Annotated in this window: 11 protein-coding genes; 6 read left to right on the forward strand and 5 right to left on the reverse strand. The window is 64.1% G+C overall.

Going from position 1 to position 16,870, the window contains the following annotated elements; translation table 11 throughout:
- Window positions 1-13: 13 nt before the first annotated feature.
- Window positions 14-382: a PilZ domain-containing protein gene (locus FFS60_RS02525; RefSeq protein WP_028629650.1), complete on the reverse strand. Its 369-nt coding sequence runs from the start codon at window positions 380-382 to the stop codon at window positions 14-16.
- Between the two features lie 199 nt (window positions 383-581).
- Between FFS60_RS02525 and FFS60_RS02530 the strand changes: the two genes are divergently transcribed.
- The 3 genes from FFS60_RS02530 (at window position 582) to FFS60_RS02540 (ending at window position 3,526) form a co-directional block, all read left to right on the forward strand.
- A complete protein-coding gene (locus FFS60_RS02530) occupies window positions 582-1,088 on the forward strand; it encodes a DUF3015 domain-containing protein (protein ID WP_028629649.1) in 507 nt (168 codons plus the stop codon).
- A gap of 154 nt (window positions 1,089-1,242) precedes the next feature.
- Window positions 1,243-3,309, forward strand: coding sequence for a carbon starvation CstA family protein (locus tag FFS60_RS02535; RefSeq protein WP_028629648.1), 2,067 nt, complete (start codon window positions 1,243-1,245; stop codon window positions 3,307-3,309).
- Window positions 3,310-3,322: 13 nt separating this feature from the next.
- The gene (locus FFS60_RS02540; protein ID WP_028629647.1) at window positions 3,323-3,526 is read left to right on the forward strand and encodes a YbdD/YjiX family protein; all 204 of its coding nucleotides are present in this window, start codon (window positions 3,323-3,325) and stop codon (window positions 3,524-3,526) included.
- A 162-nt stretch (window positions 3,527-3,688) separates the two neighbouring features.
- Here FFS60_RS02540 and glyA read toward each other — a convergent pair whose 3' ends face one another.
- A complete protein-coding gene (gene glyA, locus FFS60_RS02545; protein WP_028629646.1) occupies window positions 3,689-4,942 on the reverse strand; it encodes a serine hydroxymethyltransferase in 1,254 nt (417 codons plus the stop codon).
- Between the two features lie 124 nt (window positions 4,943-5,066).
- On the reverse strand, window positions 5,067-9,206 hold the full coding sequence (locus FFS60_RS02550) for an EAL domain-containing protein (protein WP_036997568.1): 4,140 nt from the start codon (window positions 9,204-9,206) through the stop codon (window positions 5,067-5,069).
- Between the two features lie 340 nt (window positions 9,207-9,546).
- Here FFS60_RS02550 and ettA point away from each other — a divergent pair, with 340 nt between their 5' ends.
- The 3 genes from ettA to gdhA all read left to right on the forward strand — a co-directional run bounded on the left by ettA (window position 9,547) and on the right by gdhA (window position 13,387).
- Window positions 9,547-11,214: an energy-dependent translational throttle protein EttA gene (gene ettA / locus FFS60_RS02555; protein WP_028629644.1), complete on the forward strand. Its 1,668-nt coding sequence runs from the start codon at window positions 9,547-9,549 to the stop codon at window positions 11,212-11,214.
- 53 nt (window positions 11,215-11,267) lie between these two features.
- Window positions 11,268-11,798 (forward strand): hypothetical protein, encoded by a 531-nt coding sequence (locus FFS60_RS02560; protein ID WP_028629643.1) that lies wholly within the window; start codon window positions 11,268-11,270, stop codon window positions 11,796-11,798.
- 254 nt (window positions 11,799-12,052) lie between these two features.
- Window positions 12,053-13,387, forward strand: coding sequence for an NADP-specific glutamate dehydrogenase (gene gdhA, locus FFS60_RS02565; RefSeq protein WP_028629642.1), 1,335 nt, complete (start codon window positions 12,053-12,055; stop codon window positions 13,385-13,387).
- Window positions 13,388-13,489: 102 nt separating this feature from the next.
- Here the strand turns inward: gdhA and FFS60_RS02570 are convergent, their stop codons facing one another.
- On the reverse strand, window positions 13,490-14,710 hold the full coding sequence (locus FFS60_RS02570) for an RtcB family protein (RefSeq protein ID WP_137821045.1): 1,221 nt from the start codon (window positions 14,708-14,710) through the stop codon (window positions 13,490-13,492).
- Between the two features lie 172 nt (window positions 14,711-14,882).
- Window positions 14,883-16,736, reverse strand: a complete 1,854-nt coding sequence (locus FFS60_RS02575) for a DUF4105 domain-containing protein (RefSeq protein WP_137821046.1) — start codon at window positions 16,734-16,736, stop codon at window positions 14,883-14,885.
- Between the last annotated feature and the right edge of the window lie 134 nt (window positions 16,737-16,870).

Here is a 16,870-nt window from a genome sequence, read left to right on the forward strand (position 1 = left end):
TTTGCCCGGAGGGCTATTCTTCGCCCAGCGCATGCAGCTCGCGCTCCAGCAGCTCTTCACTGCCCAGGTTGAGCTCCACCAGGCGGCGTAGATGACTGATGGAGTCCAGGTCGATATGGCAGCAGATGAAACCGAGCTGGTCGTCCTGGGCGCGGGTCAGCTCCACTTCCATCGCGACCTGGACGTCGGCGCCCAGGTCAATGCACACATCGAATGGTTTCGCCGGGTCGCCATCCCAATCCGCCGGACGAATCACAAGCAGGCCCTTGAGGGAAATATCGTGCAGCTCCGCCGTCCAGCGCTTATCGCCCTGGGATATTTCGGTGGCGGCGTCGAAGTTGATGCGCTGGAAGCGCCGACGTTCGCTGGCGGTTTCACTCATGTCCATGCTCCTGCGAGATTTCAACCACTATAGCCAAGGCTGGTGGTGGGGGAGCCGAGTTTCAGGTCAAAAGGTGGTGCCTGTCGCGCCGGACAGCGCTGGAACCCGGCAAGGCGTGCCGGGGCCAGTTTGACAGTTCCCTGTCTGTCGCCAAAGCTGCTTAGGCGGTTTTTCTATAAATCCATGCGGAGCGCAAATAATGGATAAGCGACTGCTTAGCAAGGGGTTGATCGTGGGGCTGCTGGGCGCAGCCAGCTTGGCGGCGCAGGCCGACCAGGCCGGTGGCGGCGGCTGCGGTTGGGGCAACATGCTGTTCGAAGGGCAGCGCGGTCTGGTCCCGCACCTGCTGGCAACCACCACCAACGGTACTTCCGGCAACGCCACCTTCGGCCTCACATCGGGCACCAACGGTTGCGATTCCAGCGTTCGACTCGGTTACGGCGGCCGCTCGCTCCTGGCGATGAACGGCATGCTGGACAACATCGCTGAGGATATGGCCCAGGGCCAAGGCGAGGCGCTGGATGCCTATGCCACCCTGCTGGGCATCGAGCAGGCCGACCGTGCTCACTTCGCACAGGTTACCCAGGCCAACTTCTCCACCATCTTCTCTTCCCCCGACGCGACCGGTGAGCAAGTACTGGCAGCTACCCTTGACGTGATGAGCCGCGACCAGCAGTTGGCTCGCTACGCGAAGCTGCCGAGCTAAGTTCTGCAAGGCATAAGGAAGCCGGGCGATGCCCGGCTTTTTTCTAGTACTCAGTCGTTGAAAAGGCCATTCCAGAGCCTGCACGGGCAACGGCTGCGTCCAGGGGAACTAAGCTTGTGCGGCAGCTTGTCTGTTCACCCATTCGGAGCTCCCTATGAACAACAACAACAGCGTCCTGCGCCACCTGCCCTGGGCAGTACTGGCTGTGGTCGGCGCCTGTGCCCTGGGTGTCGTCGCATTGCGCCGTGGCGAAGCGATCAACGCCCTGTGGATAGTGGTCGCCGCGGTTGCCCTCTACCTGGTTGCCTATCGCTACTACAGCCTGTTCATCGCAACCCGAGTGATGCAGCTGGACCCCGCTCGCGCCACGCCCGCGATCATCCACAACGACGGTCTCGACTACGTCCCGACCAACAAGCACGTGCTCTTCGGGCACCACTTCGCCGCCATCGCCGGCGCTGGTCCGCTAGTGGGGCCGGTGCTCGCCGCGCAGATGGGCTACCTGCCCGGTACGCTCTGGCTGATCGCCGGTGTGGTCCTGGCCGGTGCGGTGCAGGACTTCATGGTGCTGTTCATTTCCAGCCGCCGCGATGGCCGTTCCCTGGGCGAACTGGTGCGCGAGGAAATGGGTCAGGTGCCCGGTACCATCGCACTGTTCGGCGCTTTCCTGATCATGGTCATCATCCTCGCGGTGCTTTCGCTGATCGTGGTGAAGGCCCTGGCTGAGAGCCCCTGGGGCATGTTCACGGTGATGGCGACCATCCCCATCGCGATGTTGATGGGAATCTACATGCGCTACATCCGCCCCGGCCGCATCGGTGAAATCTCGGTGGTGGGCGTGGCGTTGCTGCTGGCCTCCATCTGGCTCGGTGGCCAGGTGGCCGCCGACCCGGTCTGGGGCCCGGCCTTCACCTTTACCGGCGTGCAGATCACCTGGATGCTCATCGGCTACGGCTTCGTCGCCGCCGTGCTGCCGGTGTGGCTGGTGCTGGCACCGCGCGACTACCTGTCGACCTTCCTGAAAATCGGCACCATCGTGGCGCTCGCCATCGGCATCCTGATCACCATGCCAGACCTGAAGATGCCGGCCCTGACCCAGTTCGTCGACGGCACCGGTCCGGTGTGGAAGGGCGCCCTGTTCCCCTTCCTGTTCATCACCATCGCCTGTGGTGCCGTGTCTGGCTTCCATGCGCTGATCTCCTCGGGCACCACGCCCAAGCTGCTGGCCAGCGAGTCTCATGCCCGCTACATCGGCTACGGCGGCATGCTGATGGAGTCCTTCGTTGCCATCATGGCCATGGTTGCTGCTTCGGTGATCGAGCCGGGCGTGTACTTCGCAATGAATAGCCCGCCGGCCGTGGTGGGTGCGGATGTCGCCAGTGTCGCCGCGACGGTTAGCAGCTGGGGCTTCGCCATCACGCCCGAGCAGTTGGAGGCCACCGCCAAGGACATTGGTGAGCACACTATCCTGGCCCGCGCCGGTGGTGCGCCGACGTTGGCCGTGGGTATCGCGCAGATCCTCCACCAGCTGCTGCCGGGTGAGAACACCATGGCTTTCTGGTACCACTTCGCGATCCTCTTCGAGGCGCTGTTCATCCTCACCGCGGTGGATGCCGGGACCCGTGCCGGTCGCTTCATGCTGCAGGACCTGCTGGGTGAGTTCGTTCCGGCACTCAGCAACACCGAGTCCTGGACCGCCAACGTCATCGCCACCGCTGGTTGCGTGGCCCTTTGGGGCTGGTTGCTGTACCAGGGCGTGATTGACCCGTTGGGTGGCATCAACACCCTGTGGCCGCTGTTCGGCATCTCCAATCAGATGCTCGCCGGTATCGCCCTGATGCTGGGCTGCGTGGTGCTGATCAAGATGAAACGTCAGCGTTATGTGTGGGTGACGCTGATTCCGGCCACCTGGCTGTTGATCTGCACCATTACGGCAGGTGTGATCAAGCTGGTGGACCCGAACCCGGCCGTCGGTTTCCTGGCCTTGGCCCAGAAGTACAGCGATGCTGCCGCCGCTGGCCAGATCCTGGCCCCGGCCAAGGACATGGGTCAGATGCAGCACGTGATCTTCAACGCCTACACCAATGCCGGGCTGACCGTGCTGTTTCTCTTCGTGGTGCTGAGCATCCTGTTCTACGCCATCAAGGTAGGGCGCGGCGCCTGGATGAAGCCGGAGCGCACGGACAAGGAATCGCCCTTCCAGACGATTCCGGAAGCATGAGGAGGACCCGGGTATGTTCAATGACCTGAACCGCATGGGGAAGTACCTGGGCCAGGCCGCGCGCATGCTGGTCGGTATGCCCGACTACGACAACTACGTCGAGCACACGCGCAGCAAGCACCCGGACAAGCCGGTGATGACCTATGAGGAGTTCTTCCGCGAACGGCAGGAAGCCCGCTACGGCGGCGGCAAGGGGCGGCCGGTGCGATGCTGCTGAGCTGACCGGCTGCTGGTCGAAGCGCCACGCATTGTCGTGGCGCTTCTTTTTGGGCGCGGCTGTTTCGCCGGCCATGCGATATCCAGGTTCGCCTGCCCAACGAATCCACCGCCCATGAAAAAGCCCGGCATGTGCCGGGCTCCTTCGTCGCGGGTCTGTCGCTTACTTGCCGTAAACCGGCAGCTTGGCGCAGATCGCCTTGACCTGTTCGCGAACGCGGTCGACCACGGACTCGTCGCCCATGTTTTCCAGGATGTCGCAGATCCAGGTGGCCAGCTCGCGGCACTCGACTTCCTTGAAGCCACGCGTGGTCACGGCCGGGGTGCCGATGCGCAGGCCGGAGGTCACGAAGGGCGAGCGCGGGTCGTTCGGTACGGAGTTCTTGTTCACGGTGATGAAGGCACGACCCAGGGCGGCATCGGCGTCTTTACCGGTGATGTCCTGCTTGATCAGGCTGAGCAGGAACAGGTGGTTCTGGGTACCGCCGGACACTACGTCGAAGCCACGGTCGATGAACACCTGGGCCATGGCTTGGGCGTTCTTCACCACTTGCTGCTGGTACGCCTTGAACTCGGGCTGCAGGGCTTCCTTGAAGCACACGGCCTTGGCGGCGATGACGTGCTCCAGCGGGCCACCCTGGGCGCCCGGGAATACGGCGGAGTTCAGCTTCTTCTCGATCTCTTCGTTCTTGCGAGCGAGGATCAGGCCGCCGCGCGGGCCGCGCAGGGTCTTGTGGGTGGTGGTGGTGACCACGTCAGCGAACGGTACCGGGTTCGGGTACACGCCAGCGGCAACCAGGCCGGCCACGTGGGCCATGTCGACGAACAGGTAGGCGCCTACCTTGTCGGCGATGGCGCGGAAGCGCGGGAAGTCGAGGATCTGCGAGTAGGCGGAGAAGCCGGCGACGATCATCTTCGGCTTGTGCTCGACGGCCAGGCGCTCGACTTCGTCGTAGTCGATCAGGCCGTTGGCGTCGATGCCGTACTGCACGGCGTTGTACAGCTTGCCGGAGGAGGAGACGCTGGCGCCGTGGGTCAGGTGACCGCCGTGGGCCAGGCTCATGCCGAGGATGGTGTCACCGGCCGACAGCAGGGCCAGGTAGACGGCCGAGTTGGCCTGGGAGCCGGCGTGGGGCTGGACGTTGGCATAGTCGGCGCCGAATAGCTCTTTGGCGCGATCGATGGCCAGTTGCTCGACAACGTCGACGTACTCGCAACCACCGTAGTAGCGCTTGCCCGGGTAGCCTTCGGCGTACTTGTTGGTCAGCACCGAGCCCTGGGCTTCCATCACCGCCGGGCTGGTGTAGTTCTCGGAGGCGATCAGCTCGATGTGCTCTTCCTGGCGCTGGGCTTCTTGCTCCATGGCAGCAAACAGGTCGGCATCGTAGCGGGCGAGGGTCAAATCACGGCTGAACATGGCGGTCCTCTTAGGGAACGGTGCAGGGGAAAGGCGCGCATTCTAACCGATCGGTCGCTGGCTGGCATATGAAGGTCGATCATGTGACAGACAAGTGGCCTTCATCTCGTCCGTGGCGCGCGATTCAGCTGAGGATGAAGTTGGCGCTGGTGCCAAACAGGCGCTCGAACTGGGCGGCCGGCACGGGGTGGCCGAACAGGTAGCCTTGAACTTCGTCGCAGCCGTGTTCGCGGAGGAAGTTGAGCTGGGCATGGGTTTCCACGCCTTCGGCGATGACCGCCAGGTTCAGGCTGTGGGCCATGGCGATGATTGCGCGGGCAATCTGCGCGTCGCGCTCGCCGTCGGGCAGGCCGTCAACGAAGCTGCGGTCGATCTTCAGTACGTCGATGGGGAACTGCTTGAGGTAGTTGAGCGAGGAGTAACCCGTGCCGAAGTCGTCTACCGCGATGCACAGGCCGAGGCGTTTGAGGTTTTCCAGGATGGCCATGGCCTGTCCCACGTCGCGCATCAGGATGCTCTCGGTCAGTTCCAGCTCCAGGCAGGCCGGCGGCAGGCCACTGTCTTCGATGATGTCGGCGATGCGTTCGGCCAGTTGGCCATCGGCGAACTGGCGGGCGGAAATGTTCACCGAGATCTTCGGCAGGCGCATCTTGGCCCGGTGCCAGGCCTTGAGCTGGCGGCAGGCCTCGTTCAGTACCCATTCGCCCACCTGCACCACCAGGCCGAGTTCTTCCAATACCGGGACAAACTCCCCTGGCGGTACCAGGCCGCGCGTGGGATGGCGCCAGCGCAGCAGGGCCTCTACGCCGGTCAGGCGCTTGCCATCGCCGGAGAACTGCGGTTGGTAGTACAGCAGGAACTCGCCCTGTTCCAGCGCGTGGCGCAGGTCGCTTTCCAGTTCCAGGCGCTCCAGGGCACGGGCGTTCATGTCCGCCTGGTAGAACTGGAAGTTGTTCTTGCCGCGTTCCTTGGCGTGATACATGGCGGTGTCGGCGTTCTTCATCAGTTGGCTCAGCTCGCGGCCATCCTGGGGCGAGAGGGCAATGCCAATACTGGCCGTGACGAAGAACTCGCGACCTTCGAGGACGAAAGGACGGGCCAGGCTGTCGAGGATCTGCTCGGCGACGTGGATGGCCCGGTTCAGTGCGCCTTCGCGGGTGGCGCGGGGTTGCAGCAGCAGGGTGAACTCGTCCCCACCCATGCGCGCCACGGTGTCGTCTTCGAGGACGCACGCCGCCAGGCGCACGGCCACGTCCTTGAGCATGCGGTCGCCTGCGGCATGGCCGAGGGAGTCGTTGATCGGCTTGAAGCGGTCCAGGTCGAGGAACATCAGCACCACCCATTCCTGGTGCCGTTCGGCGTACTGCAGGGCGGTGTGGAGACGGTCCTGGAACAGGGTGCGGTTGGGCAGGTGGGTCAGACCGTCGTAGTAGGCGAGGCGATGGATGCGCTGTTCGCTGGCCTTGCGCTCGCTGATGTCGCTGAAGAAGCAGACATAGCTGACCAGGTCGCCGTCTTCATCATGCACGGCGGTGATGCCGACCCAGGCTGGGTAGTTGTCGCCCATGCGTCGCTTGAGCCAGATCTCGCCTTCCCAGCTGCCGCGCAGGTTGAGCTGGCCAATGATGTAGTTGAGCTGCTCGGCCTGCTGGCGGTCGGCGGTGAGCGTCGCGGGCAACTGGTCCAGCACCTCGCGGGCGGAGTAGCCGGTGATTCGGCTGAAGGCTTCGTTGACCTGGACGATGTAGCCGGCCGGGTCGGTGACGAGGATGGCCGAGGTGGAATGCTCGAATACCGTGGCGGCCATGCGCATCTCTTTCTCGGCGCGGCGCTGCTGGCTGATGTCGCGGCCGACGCCGAGCATGCCCTCGAAGCGTCCGTACTCGTCCCACATCAGCATGGTGCGCAGTTCCACCGGGATCTTCTGCCCGTCGGCGCGCATGCAGTCGAAGAGGAACAGCCGCGCGGGCATCTGGCTGCGCAGCTCGGTCAGGCGCTGCGGATTGCCCAGGGCGTTGCGAATCTGCTCCAGCTGATCGAACAGATTCATCATCTGTCGCGGGTCGGCGGCCAGGCCGTTGAAGCCGTTGGCCAGGGTCCAGTCAACGCTGTAGCCGAGTACCGGCATCACCGAGGGGCTGACGTAGTTGAGCCGCAGTTCGCTATCGGTGGTGAAGATCACGTCGCTGATGCTTTCGGCCAACATGCGGTAGCGGCGTCCACTCTCGCGCATGGATTCGGTGGCCTCGATCTGTTCGGTGATGTCCTTGGCCACGCCGATCAGGCGGCTGACCCGACCTTTCTCGTCACGGGCCAGGGCCTGCTCACGCACGTCGAACCAGTGCCAACTGCCATCCTTGTGGCGCCAGCGCAGCTGGCACTGCAGCAGCATGCCGTCGCCCACTACCTGTTGCAGGCTGCGCACGCGCCAGTACTGCTCGGTATCGTCCGGATGCAGCAGCTCTTCCCAGAAGCGTTCGCCCATCTTGCGGACATCGTCACGGCCATAGCCCAACTGCTGGGCGAGACGGTTGTTGGTGAGCATCACCCGCTTGCTGATGATGTCGTGGACGTAGAGGGTGTCGGGCACCGCCAGCACCACATCGGACCAGAAGCGCTCGCGCTCGATCAGCGAGAGCTCCACCTGCTTGCGGCTGGTGATGTCGTTGATGCTGAGGGTGACGGCTTCCAGGTCCTGGATCATGCTCGGCAGGTGCAGCACCAGCCAGATGTGCCGCATCTGGCCCTGGGCAGTGACGATCTGGCTCTCCATCTCCAGGTGCTTGTTGCCGCCCAGCAGGGCCGCCATCAGTTGGAAGCGGATGCCACCTTCGCGCAGCGGATGGGAGCCGATCAGTTGTCGCCAGGCCTGCTCGCTGCTGCTGACTTCCAGCAGGTGCATGGCGACCTGGTTGACTTCGGTGATGCGCAGCAGGCGCAGCAGCTCTGCGTGGCGCTGCGGATTGTCCTTGATCCACGTGGCCAGGCTGGTGCGGTCACGCATGCCGTTCTGGATGAGGTACTTGCGCAGGTCGGCAAGGTCGAGCACGCAGAGGGCGATACCGCCCCCTTCGAAAATGTCCTGGTAGCGCCGCCGGGTTTCCTGCAGGACGCGCAGGGCGCGTTGCTCTTCGGTGACGTCGCGCAACACCCAGACATAGCCGAGCAGTTGGGCGCCGTCGTTGAGGTCGTTGCGGGTGACGGCCAGCAGGCGCTGTTCGCCGCTTCGCTGGAACTGCACCAGGTCCGAACCCAGATCCTGGTCCAGGCCGGGGGCGTTGAGCAGTAGCGGGTCCAGGCCCGGCAGCAGCGCCAGCAGGTGATGCTCCTGGGCGGCGTCTGCGCTGATGCCGAACAGGGCTTCGGCCTGCGGGTTGAGGTAGCTCAGGCGGCCATCCACCTGGGTCACCAGTACGCGCTCCTCGATCACGCCGAGGGCGCTGGCGGCCTGGCGAAGGGAGCGACGCGAGGCGTCGTTGAGTTCGCGCAGGCCGCGTTGTTCACGTTGCAGGTAGTAGAGAGCGATCAGCGCCAGGCTGGCGCTGATGAGGAACAGCAGCAGCTTGCTGAGCAGCTCTGGCAGCAGGCTGGCGCGTACCTGGCGTTCGTCGTGCAAGGCGCGGAGCTGCCAGTCACTGTGGTCGAGTGGCGAGACGAGGATGGTCTGCACTTCCTGCTCTGCGGTTACCGGCATCACGATGGAGGTGTCGCGTCGCGGTTTGCCGCTCTGCGCCAGGACCCGCTGGAGGACGCGATCCTCCAGCAGCCATCGATAATCGCGGTCCTGATGCTTGAGCAGCCAGGTACGGATGGCATCGGCGTCGAGACGCAGCGCCCAGTAGCCGCTGGGCTCGGGCAGGGGAGATTGGCGCAGGATCAGGTAGACCTCGCCACGGCCCTGGGGACTGAAAGCGTAGTGGTAGATCTCGCCTTCGCCTCGCTGGACCAGGCTGGCCAGGAACAGGGCGTCGTCGTTGCCGGCCTGGGTATCGGCCAGCACGCCGCCGTTGGGGTTGAGCCACACCAGGCTGTTGATCGACGGCAGGATGGGGCGCAGCAGGTCCAGTTCGACCAGCTCCTGGTCTTTATTCCGGGGATTGGGGGGCTGCTGGCGAAGCAGGGCGAGAACGGCGTCCGCCTTCATCTGCATGACCAGTTCAAGGTGACTGGCCAGCTCGCGGGTCAGGGTGTAATTGCGGTCCCGCGCACCGTCCTGCAACTGTCGGTATTCCTGGTGCAACTGCCAGAGCAGCAGGGCCAGCATCAGGAGCACAAGGCCTACCAGCAGGCCCTTGACCGAACCGCGCGCGGGGACGCTGGCCAGAGGGAGTCCTGGCTCGTGCTGGGCTGGCGGGCGTGGGTTGGCTGGCACGGATGGCGTTCCTGCTACTGCTCGATTGGCAGGTGACGGGGTGTCCCGGAGCCTGGGGCCCGCGGACCGGCTAGCATGCCTTGAAGGCCTGCAAAGTGCCAGTACGAACGACGAGCGTCGTTTGCCCTCCCCGGTGCATTCCGGTAGCTTTGCCGCACGCGCGCGGGAGCGCCTGTTCCCAAATTGTCGCTCCCCGCCTTATCCACTATTTGTCACAGCACCAAGGTCAGCCATGGCTCAATACGTCTACACCATGCACCGGGTCGGCAAGGTCGTGCCCCCGAAGCGTGAGATTCTCAAAGACATTTCCCTGTCCTTCTTCCCGGGCGCCAAGATCGGCGTGCTCGGCCTGAACGGCGCAGGTAAGTCGACCCTCCTGCGCATCATGGCCGGGGTGGATACCGAGATCGATGGTGAAGCCCGCCCGATGCCCGGCATCAAGGTCGGCTATCTGCCCCAGGAACCCAAGCTGGACCCGACCAAGAGCGTGCGTGACATCGTCGAAGAGGCGGTGGGCGAGATCAAGCAGGCCCAGGCCCGCCTGGACGAGGTCTACGCTGCCTACGCCGAGCCGGACGCCGACTTCGACGCCCTGGCCGCCGAGCAGGCCAAGCTGGAAGCCATTCTCCAGGCTTCCGACGGCCACAACCTGGAGCGCCAGCTGGAAGTCGCCGCCGACGCCCTGCGCCTGCCCGCCTGGGACGCGAAGATCGAACACCTCTCCGGCGGTGAGAAGCGCCGAGTGGCCCTGTGCCGTCTGTTGCTGTCGGCCCCCGACATGCTGCTGCTGGACGAACCGACCAACCACCTGGACGCCGACTCCGTGGCCTGGCTGGAGCACTTCCTCCACGACTTCCCCGGCACCGTGGTAGCCATTACCCACGACCGTTACTTCCTCGACAACGTCGCTGGCTGGATCCTCGAACTGGACCGTGGCCACGGCATCCCCTTCGAGGGCAACTACTCCGGCTGGCTGGAATCCAAGGCCAACCGCCTGGCCCAGGAGGCCAAGCAGGAAGCCTCCCACGCCAAGGCCATGAAGGCCGAACTGGAGTGGGTGCGCCAGGGCGCCAAGGCTCGTCAGTCCAAGTCCAAGGCCCGTCTGCAACGCTTCGAGGAAATGCAATCGCAGGAATTCCAGAAGCGCAGCGAAACCAACGAGATCTACATCCCGGCTGGTCCGCGCCTGGGCGACAAAGTCATCGAACTGCACAACGTCACCAAGGGCTATGGCGATCGCGTACTGATCGAAAACCTGTCCCTGAGCATTCCGAAAGGCGCCATCGTTGGCGTGATCGGCGGCAACGGTGCTGGCAAGTCCACCCTGTTCCGCATGCTGACCGGCAAGGAGCAGCCGGATTCCGGCACCATCGAGATCGGTGAAACCGTGCAGATCGCCAGCGTCGACCAGAGCCGCGACAGCCTGGAAGGCACCAAAACCGTGTGGGAGCAGGTTTCCGACGGTTTCGAGCAGATCAAGATCGGCAGCTACGAAGTCCCATCGCGCAGCTACGTCGGCCGCTTCAACTTCAAGGGCGCCGACCAGCAGAAGTTCGTCAAGGACCTCTCCGGTGGTGAGCGTGGCCGCCTGCACCTGGCCCTGACCCTAAAGCAGGGCGGCAACGTGCTGCTGCTCGACGAACCGTCCAACGACCTCGACGTGGAAACCCTGCGTGCGCTGGAAGAAGCGCTGCTGGACTTCCCCGGCGCCGCCATCGTGATTTCCCACGATCGCTGGTTCCTGGACCGTATCGCCACCCACATCCTCTCCTACGAGGACGACGGCAAGGTGAGCTTCTTCGAAGGCAACTACACCGAGTTCGAAGCGGACCGCAAGAAGCGCCTGGGCGACGCGGCATCCCAGCCGCACCGTGTGCGTTACAAGAAGCTGGCGCAGTAAGCGCCAACGCGACAACGGAGCCGCAAGGCTCCGTTTTCGTTTCTGGAGGTTCGATGAAAGGATTCAACCACTATCTGTTCTGGCTCTCGACCCTGGCGCTGTTTGGCGTCTGCGGCTTGTACTTCTCCTTCTATCCCTCTCCGGCCTGGAAGCTGGGCGCCGTGCCCTGTTCCCTGGTGCTGGGGGGCGGGCTCTATGCCTGGCTCGCGCGGCGTGAGCGTTTCAGCACCCTGTTCGGCCTGGAAACCGATGCCGCCCGCTGGTCATTGCACCTGATGCTGGGGTCGCTACTGGTGCTGGTGGTCTGGGGCGCCTTGCAGGTTCCAGCAGCCGCGCTCTACACCCAGTGGTTGGGGCAGGACGCCGAATTCGCCGCGCGGGTGCTGGACAAGGACGATGGCGGCCTGGGCTGCCAGTTCCGCGTTGAGCTGGTGCTGGACGATGCGGCCGTTGGCGTCGGCGTCTGCGTGCCTGAGGATACCTGGTACTCCCTGCCGGATCGCGGCGCGGTGGTGATGCGTGGCAAGCGCAGCGGACTGGGTATCAATCCCCGTCAGGTGTTGCGGCAATCTGCGGGGCGCTGATTCTCCCCGCTGTCTTGAGAGTCGGCATGGTGCGCTGAGCGCACATCGCTGGTGCGAACTTTCGTTGGAGTAACCGGACGCCGGCACCCTCGAATAGCAGGATTTCTAGGGAGATTCCGCTTTTCAGGATGCGGATTTATAGGTATTGCACCAAAAAGATTCAAATATGCGTCATTTTGCCCTATCGAGGTGCTGGTCAGATTGATAGAGTCTCGCGCCATAAATTGTTCATAAAAGAAAAATTGGTGAGAGTCATGACGCAATCTGTCGACGCCTTCCTGCTGCGCCTGAAGCAACGCGACCCCGACCAGCCTGAGTTCCATCAGGCTGTGGAAGAGGTGCTGCGCAGCCTGTGGCCATTCCTTGAGGCCAACCCGCAGTACCTGGAGGCCGGCATCATCGAACGGATCGTCGAGCCGGAGCGTGCCGTCCTGTTCCGGGTGCCTTGGGTCGACGATCAGGGGCGGGTCCGGGTCAACCGCGGATTCCGCGTGCAGATGAGCAGTGCCATCGGCCCCTACAAGGGCGGCCTGCGCTTCCATCCGTCGGTGAACCTCGGCGTCCTGAAGTTTCTCGCCTTCGAACAGGTGTTCAAGAATTCCCTGACTTCGCTGCCCATGGGCGGTGGCAAGGGCGGCTCGGACTTTGACCCCAAGGGCAAGAGCGACGCCGAAGTCATGCGCTTCTGCCAGTCCTTCATGAGTGAGCTGTACCGCCACATCGGTGCCGATCTCGACGTGCCGGCCGGTGATATCGGCGTTGGCGCCCGTGAGATCGGTTTCCTGTTCGGCCAATACAAGCGCCTCTCCAACGAATTCACTTCGGTGTTCACCGGCAAGGGGCTGGCCTACGGCGGTAGCCTGATTCGCCCGGAGGCCACCGGTTACGGCTGTGTCTACTTCGCTCAGGAAATGCTCAAGGGTATCGGTCGCGACGTCGACGGTCAGCGTGTGGCCATTTCCGGCTCCGGCAATGTGGCCCAGTACGCAGCGCAGAAGGTGATGGAGCTAGGCGGCAAGGTGATTTCCCTGTCCGACTCGGAAGGTACCCTGTTTGCCGAGGCCGGCCTGACCCAGGAGCAGTGGTCGGCGCTGATGGAGCTGAAGAACGTTCGCCGTGGTCGACTCAGCGAGCTGAGCGGCACAGGCCTGCGCTTCCTGCCGGGCCAGCGTCCCTGGGCACTGCCCTGCGACATCGCGCTGCCCTGCGCGACCCAGAACGAGCTGGATGCCGAAGACGCCCGGGCGCTGTTGGCCAATGGCTGCGTCTGCGTTGCCGAGGGCGCCAACATGCCGTCCACCCTGCAGGCTGTGGATATCTTCACTGAGGCGGGGATCCTCTTTGCACCTGGCAAGGCGTCCAACGCCGGCGGCGTGGCCACCAGCGGCCTGGAAATGAGCCAGAACGCCATGCGTCTGCACTGGACCGCTGGCGAAGTGGACCAGCGCCTGCACGGCATCATGCAGAACATCCACCACGCCTGCGTGAGCTACGGTGAGGAAAACGGGCGGGTGAACTACGTCAAGGGCGCCAACATTGCCGGCTTCGTGAAAGTGGCCGACGCAATGCTGGCGCAGGGCGTGGTGTAACTACCGCGCTCTGCCGGGTGCAGCGAAGTCCCTTGTTGGGCTTCGCTGCGCTCTGCCACACCCTGCACGTGCAATCGCGAGAGGCCTTGCGCCCGCGCCACGTCAGCCCTTGACGCAGACCACCTGGCGCAGGGTATGCACCACTTCCACCAGGTCGCGCTGAGCCGCCATCACGGCATCGATATCCTTGTAGGCCATGGGGATCTCGTCGATCACATCCTTGTCCTTGCGGCACTCCACGTGGGCGGTGGCGCGGACCTGGTCTTCCACGGTGAACAGCTTCTTCGCCCGCCCTCGGCTCATCGTGCGACCGGCACCGTGGCTGCAGGAGCAGAAGGCGTCCTCGTTACCCAGTCCGCGGACGATGAAGCTCTTGGCGCCCATGGAGCCGGGGATGATGCCCAGCTCGCCTTTCTGCGCCGACACCGCGCCCTTGCGCGTCACCAGCACTTCGCGGCCGAAGTGCTGTTCCCTCTGCACGTAGTTGTGGTGGCAGTTCACCGCTTCCAGGCTGGCCTCGAAGGGTTTGCCGATGGCCTTGCGCGCGGCAGCAATCACCGCCTGCATCATCAAGGCGCGGTTCTGCCGGGCGAAGTCCTGGGCCCAGCCCACCGCTTCCACGTAGTCGTCGAAGTGCTTGCTGCCTTCTTCGAAGTACGCGAGGTCGCGATCCGGCAAGTTGGCCAGGTGCTGGCGCATATCGGCCTGCGCCAGCTCGATGAACAGGCTGCCAATGGCATTGCCCACCCCGCGCGAGCCGCTGTGCAACATGAACCAGACCCGGTCGGCCTCGTCCAGGCAGACCTCGATGAAGTGGTTGCCGGTCCCCAGGGTGCCGAGGTGATGGCGGTTGTTGGTCTTTTCCAGTCGCGGGTACTTGGCGGTGATCGCCTTGAAACGCCTGGAGAGCGAGCGCCAGGCCTGGTCGGTGGCATCCGGTACGTCATCCCAGGCGCCCTGGTCGCGTTTGCCGAAGGTCTTGCCGTGGGGGACGGCACGCTCGATGGCGCTGCGCAGACCGCGGAGGTTGTCCGGCAGGTCGGCGGCGCGCAGGGAGGTAAGGGCGGCAATCATCCCGCAGCCGATGTCCACGCCGACGGCGGCAGGAATGATGGCGCCTACGGTGGGGATCACGCTGCCGATGGTCGACCCCTTGCCCAGGTGCACGTCGGGCATCACCGCGAGGTGCTTGAAGATGAAGGGCATCTTCGCGGTATTGATCAGTTGCTGGCGGGCTTCCTCTTCCACTGGAACGCCTTGGGTCCAGAGCTTGATCGGCTTGCCGTTGGATACTTCCAGCAATTGGGGGCCGTTGGTGTTCATCTGCGTCGCCTGACGAGGGGGTAGATAACCATTCTGGGCCCGTTGTGATGGGGCAGGCGCGCATCTTACCGACGGAACTCGGGGTTTCGTACCTCAACCCATCCTGCAGATCAGGCCAGACCTACCACGCAGGATGGCGTAGAGCGAAGCGAAACCCATCATCCAGCGCCAATCAGTAGTGGTACCACTTCAGCTCCAGCATCACCTCGTTGACCGGCGCGGCGAGCTGGCTGAACTCCCGCTGGGCTGTCAGGCGCAGCCCGAGGTTGCGGGAAATGTCCCATTGCTGATTGAGGGACAGGCGGCGGCGGACTTCGCCATTGTGGAAGTAGTCGGCGGAGGCTTCCAGGCTGAGGCTGCCCAGTGGGTTGTGCCAGAGCAGGCCGGTATTGAAGCCTGCGGCAGTGGCGATGAAGGGTGCGAAGTCTTCGTTGTGCTCGATGCGTGCGGTGGCCAGGGCGAAACCCAATGCATCTTCGGCAAGCTGCCAGGAGCCGCCGACACCGCCGTTGAGGTGGCTGACCAGGCGCTCGTCGCCGTCTTCTCCGAGCACGCGTTCCAGCCCCCCGGCCACCTGCCAGGACCAGGGTTTGAGTAGCTCGCCGCGCGGCGTCAGCGAGCGGATGGTCGCCAGGTCCAGGCGTTGCAGCTGCCAGTGGTTGTCCTCGTACTGGCGCAGCTTGAGCTGGAGGATTTCGATCTGCGCGCCCAGCGGGAAGCCGGAGAGGTTGTCGTTGAGGTCGTGGTAGGCCATGCGCAGGCCATACTCGGCGAAGGCGCGGTCTTCACGTGTGCCGGCCCCTAGCTGCCAGGTTCGCGACTCGTGACCTTCCTCGGGCAGGCTGGGGCGTTCGATGTCCAGTTCCGGTGGTGGGTTGCGGTTGATGCCTTGCAGCAACTTGTAGCTGCGCATGGCGTTCTCGCGGGTGCGCTCCTCACCGGTGGAGTGGTAGCGCACCAGACGGAACGCCGCGTCCTGGATCAGCGCGCGCCGCGGCGCGGGGAGGGCGAGGAAAGCCGGGTCGTCCAGCAGTTTCTCGTCGTCGGTCAGACGCAGCACCCACTGCTGTTCGGCGTCATCCAGGGGGGCGGCGCGGGCCAGCAGTTCCTTCTCCCGCGAGGGTCGGTAGTCGATGGACTCCACCAGGCCGGCCTGCTTCACCGCGCGTACGGTGTCGGTCGGGATGGCGGTGATCGGGAAATGGTCGGTGAGTTCGATGCCGGGGCGGGCGATTTCCAGCAGTTCCAGCAGACGATAGGAGCAGTTCTCATCGAAGAAGTAGTAATCGAAACGGATCTGCTTCAGCTCCCAGACATGCTCAACCATGCGCCCTGTTTCCTCGGCAGTGAGGTTCAGGCGGTATTCCCAGAGGTCACGGTTCTCCAGGCGGCTGTATTCCTTGAGCTTGTCGCGGTAGGGCACCAGGGCGAACAGTCCGGGGTAGCCACCCATCAGGCCTTTCCAGGCGTAGAGGATGCTGTTGTCGGCCCCCTCGATGAAGGCACCGAAGTTCAGCGCATAGCTGAGCATTACGGTGTTGTTTTCGTGGATGTCCGGCTGGTCGATGCGCAGCAGGGTGTGGCCGAACATGGACGAGGGGCTGTTCAGGTAGGCCGCGGGAAACACCAGGACCGTGCTGTGTGGGTTGACGTCGGCGTACCAGGCCTTGAACTCGCTGCAGGCCGGCTGCGGCAGGTCGGTGAGCTGGAGTTGCTCGCGCAGCCAGCGGGTGCGCGCCGGGTAGGTGCATTGCGGGTGCTTGTCGCCAAGATCAGCCGGGGCATAGAGCGCGTCCAGGGTGGCGCGCAGTTCGTCGGCCGGATTGTTCGGCCCACCCTCGGCGAGGAAGAAATCAGCGTCATCCACATAGCTGCGCCAGCCGCCCAGTTTGCCGGTCTCGTAATGACCCAGGGCGATCCAGTAAGGATCGTCCGCCAATGCCTGGAGGCGTTCGGCGGGGACTTCGGGAGCAGCGTGGGCGGTGATCCAGGTGCACAAGGCGAGGTACGGGAAAATCCGTTTCAAGGGCGCAGCTCTTCTTGGTGAGAGGTTCTTCGGCCGGAGCTTTGGGTAAGGCCGGGGCGGGTGTCAAGCAAGGCGATGGCCGGCATTTGCGCAAGTTTGCCGGAGTGGGATGCAGGCTGCGTTACAGCGTCCAC

Source organism: Pseudomonas sp. D(2018) (genome assembly GCF_005502555.1).
In the GTDB taxonomy this organism is placed as follows: Bacteria; Pseudomonadota; Gammaproteobacteria; order Pseudomonadales; family Pseudomonadaceae; genus Metapseudomonas; species Metapseudomonas resinovorans.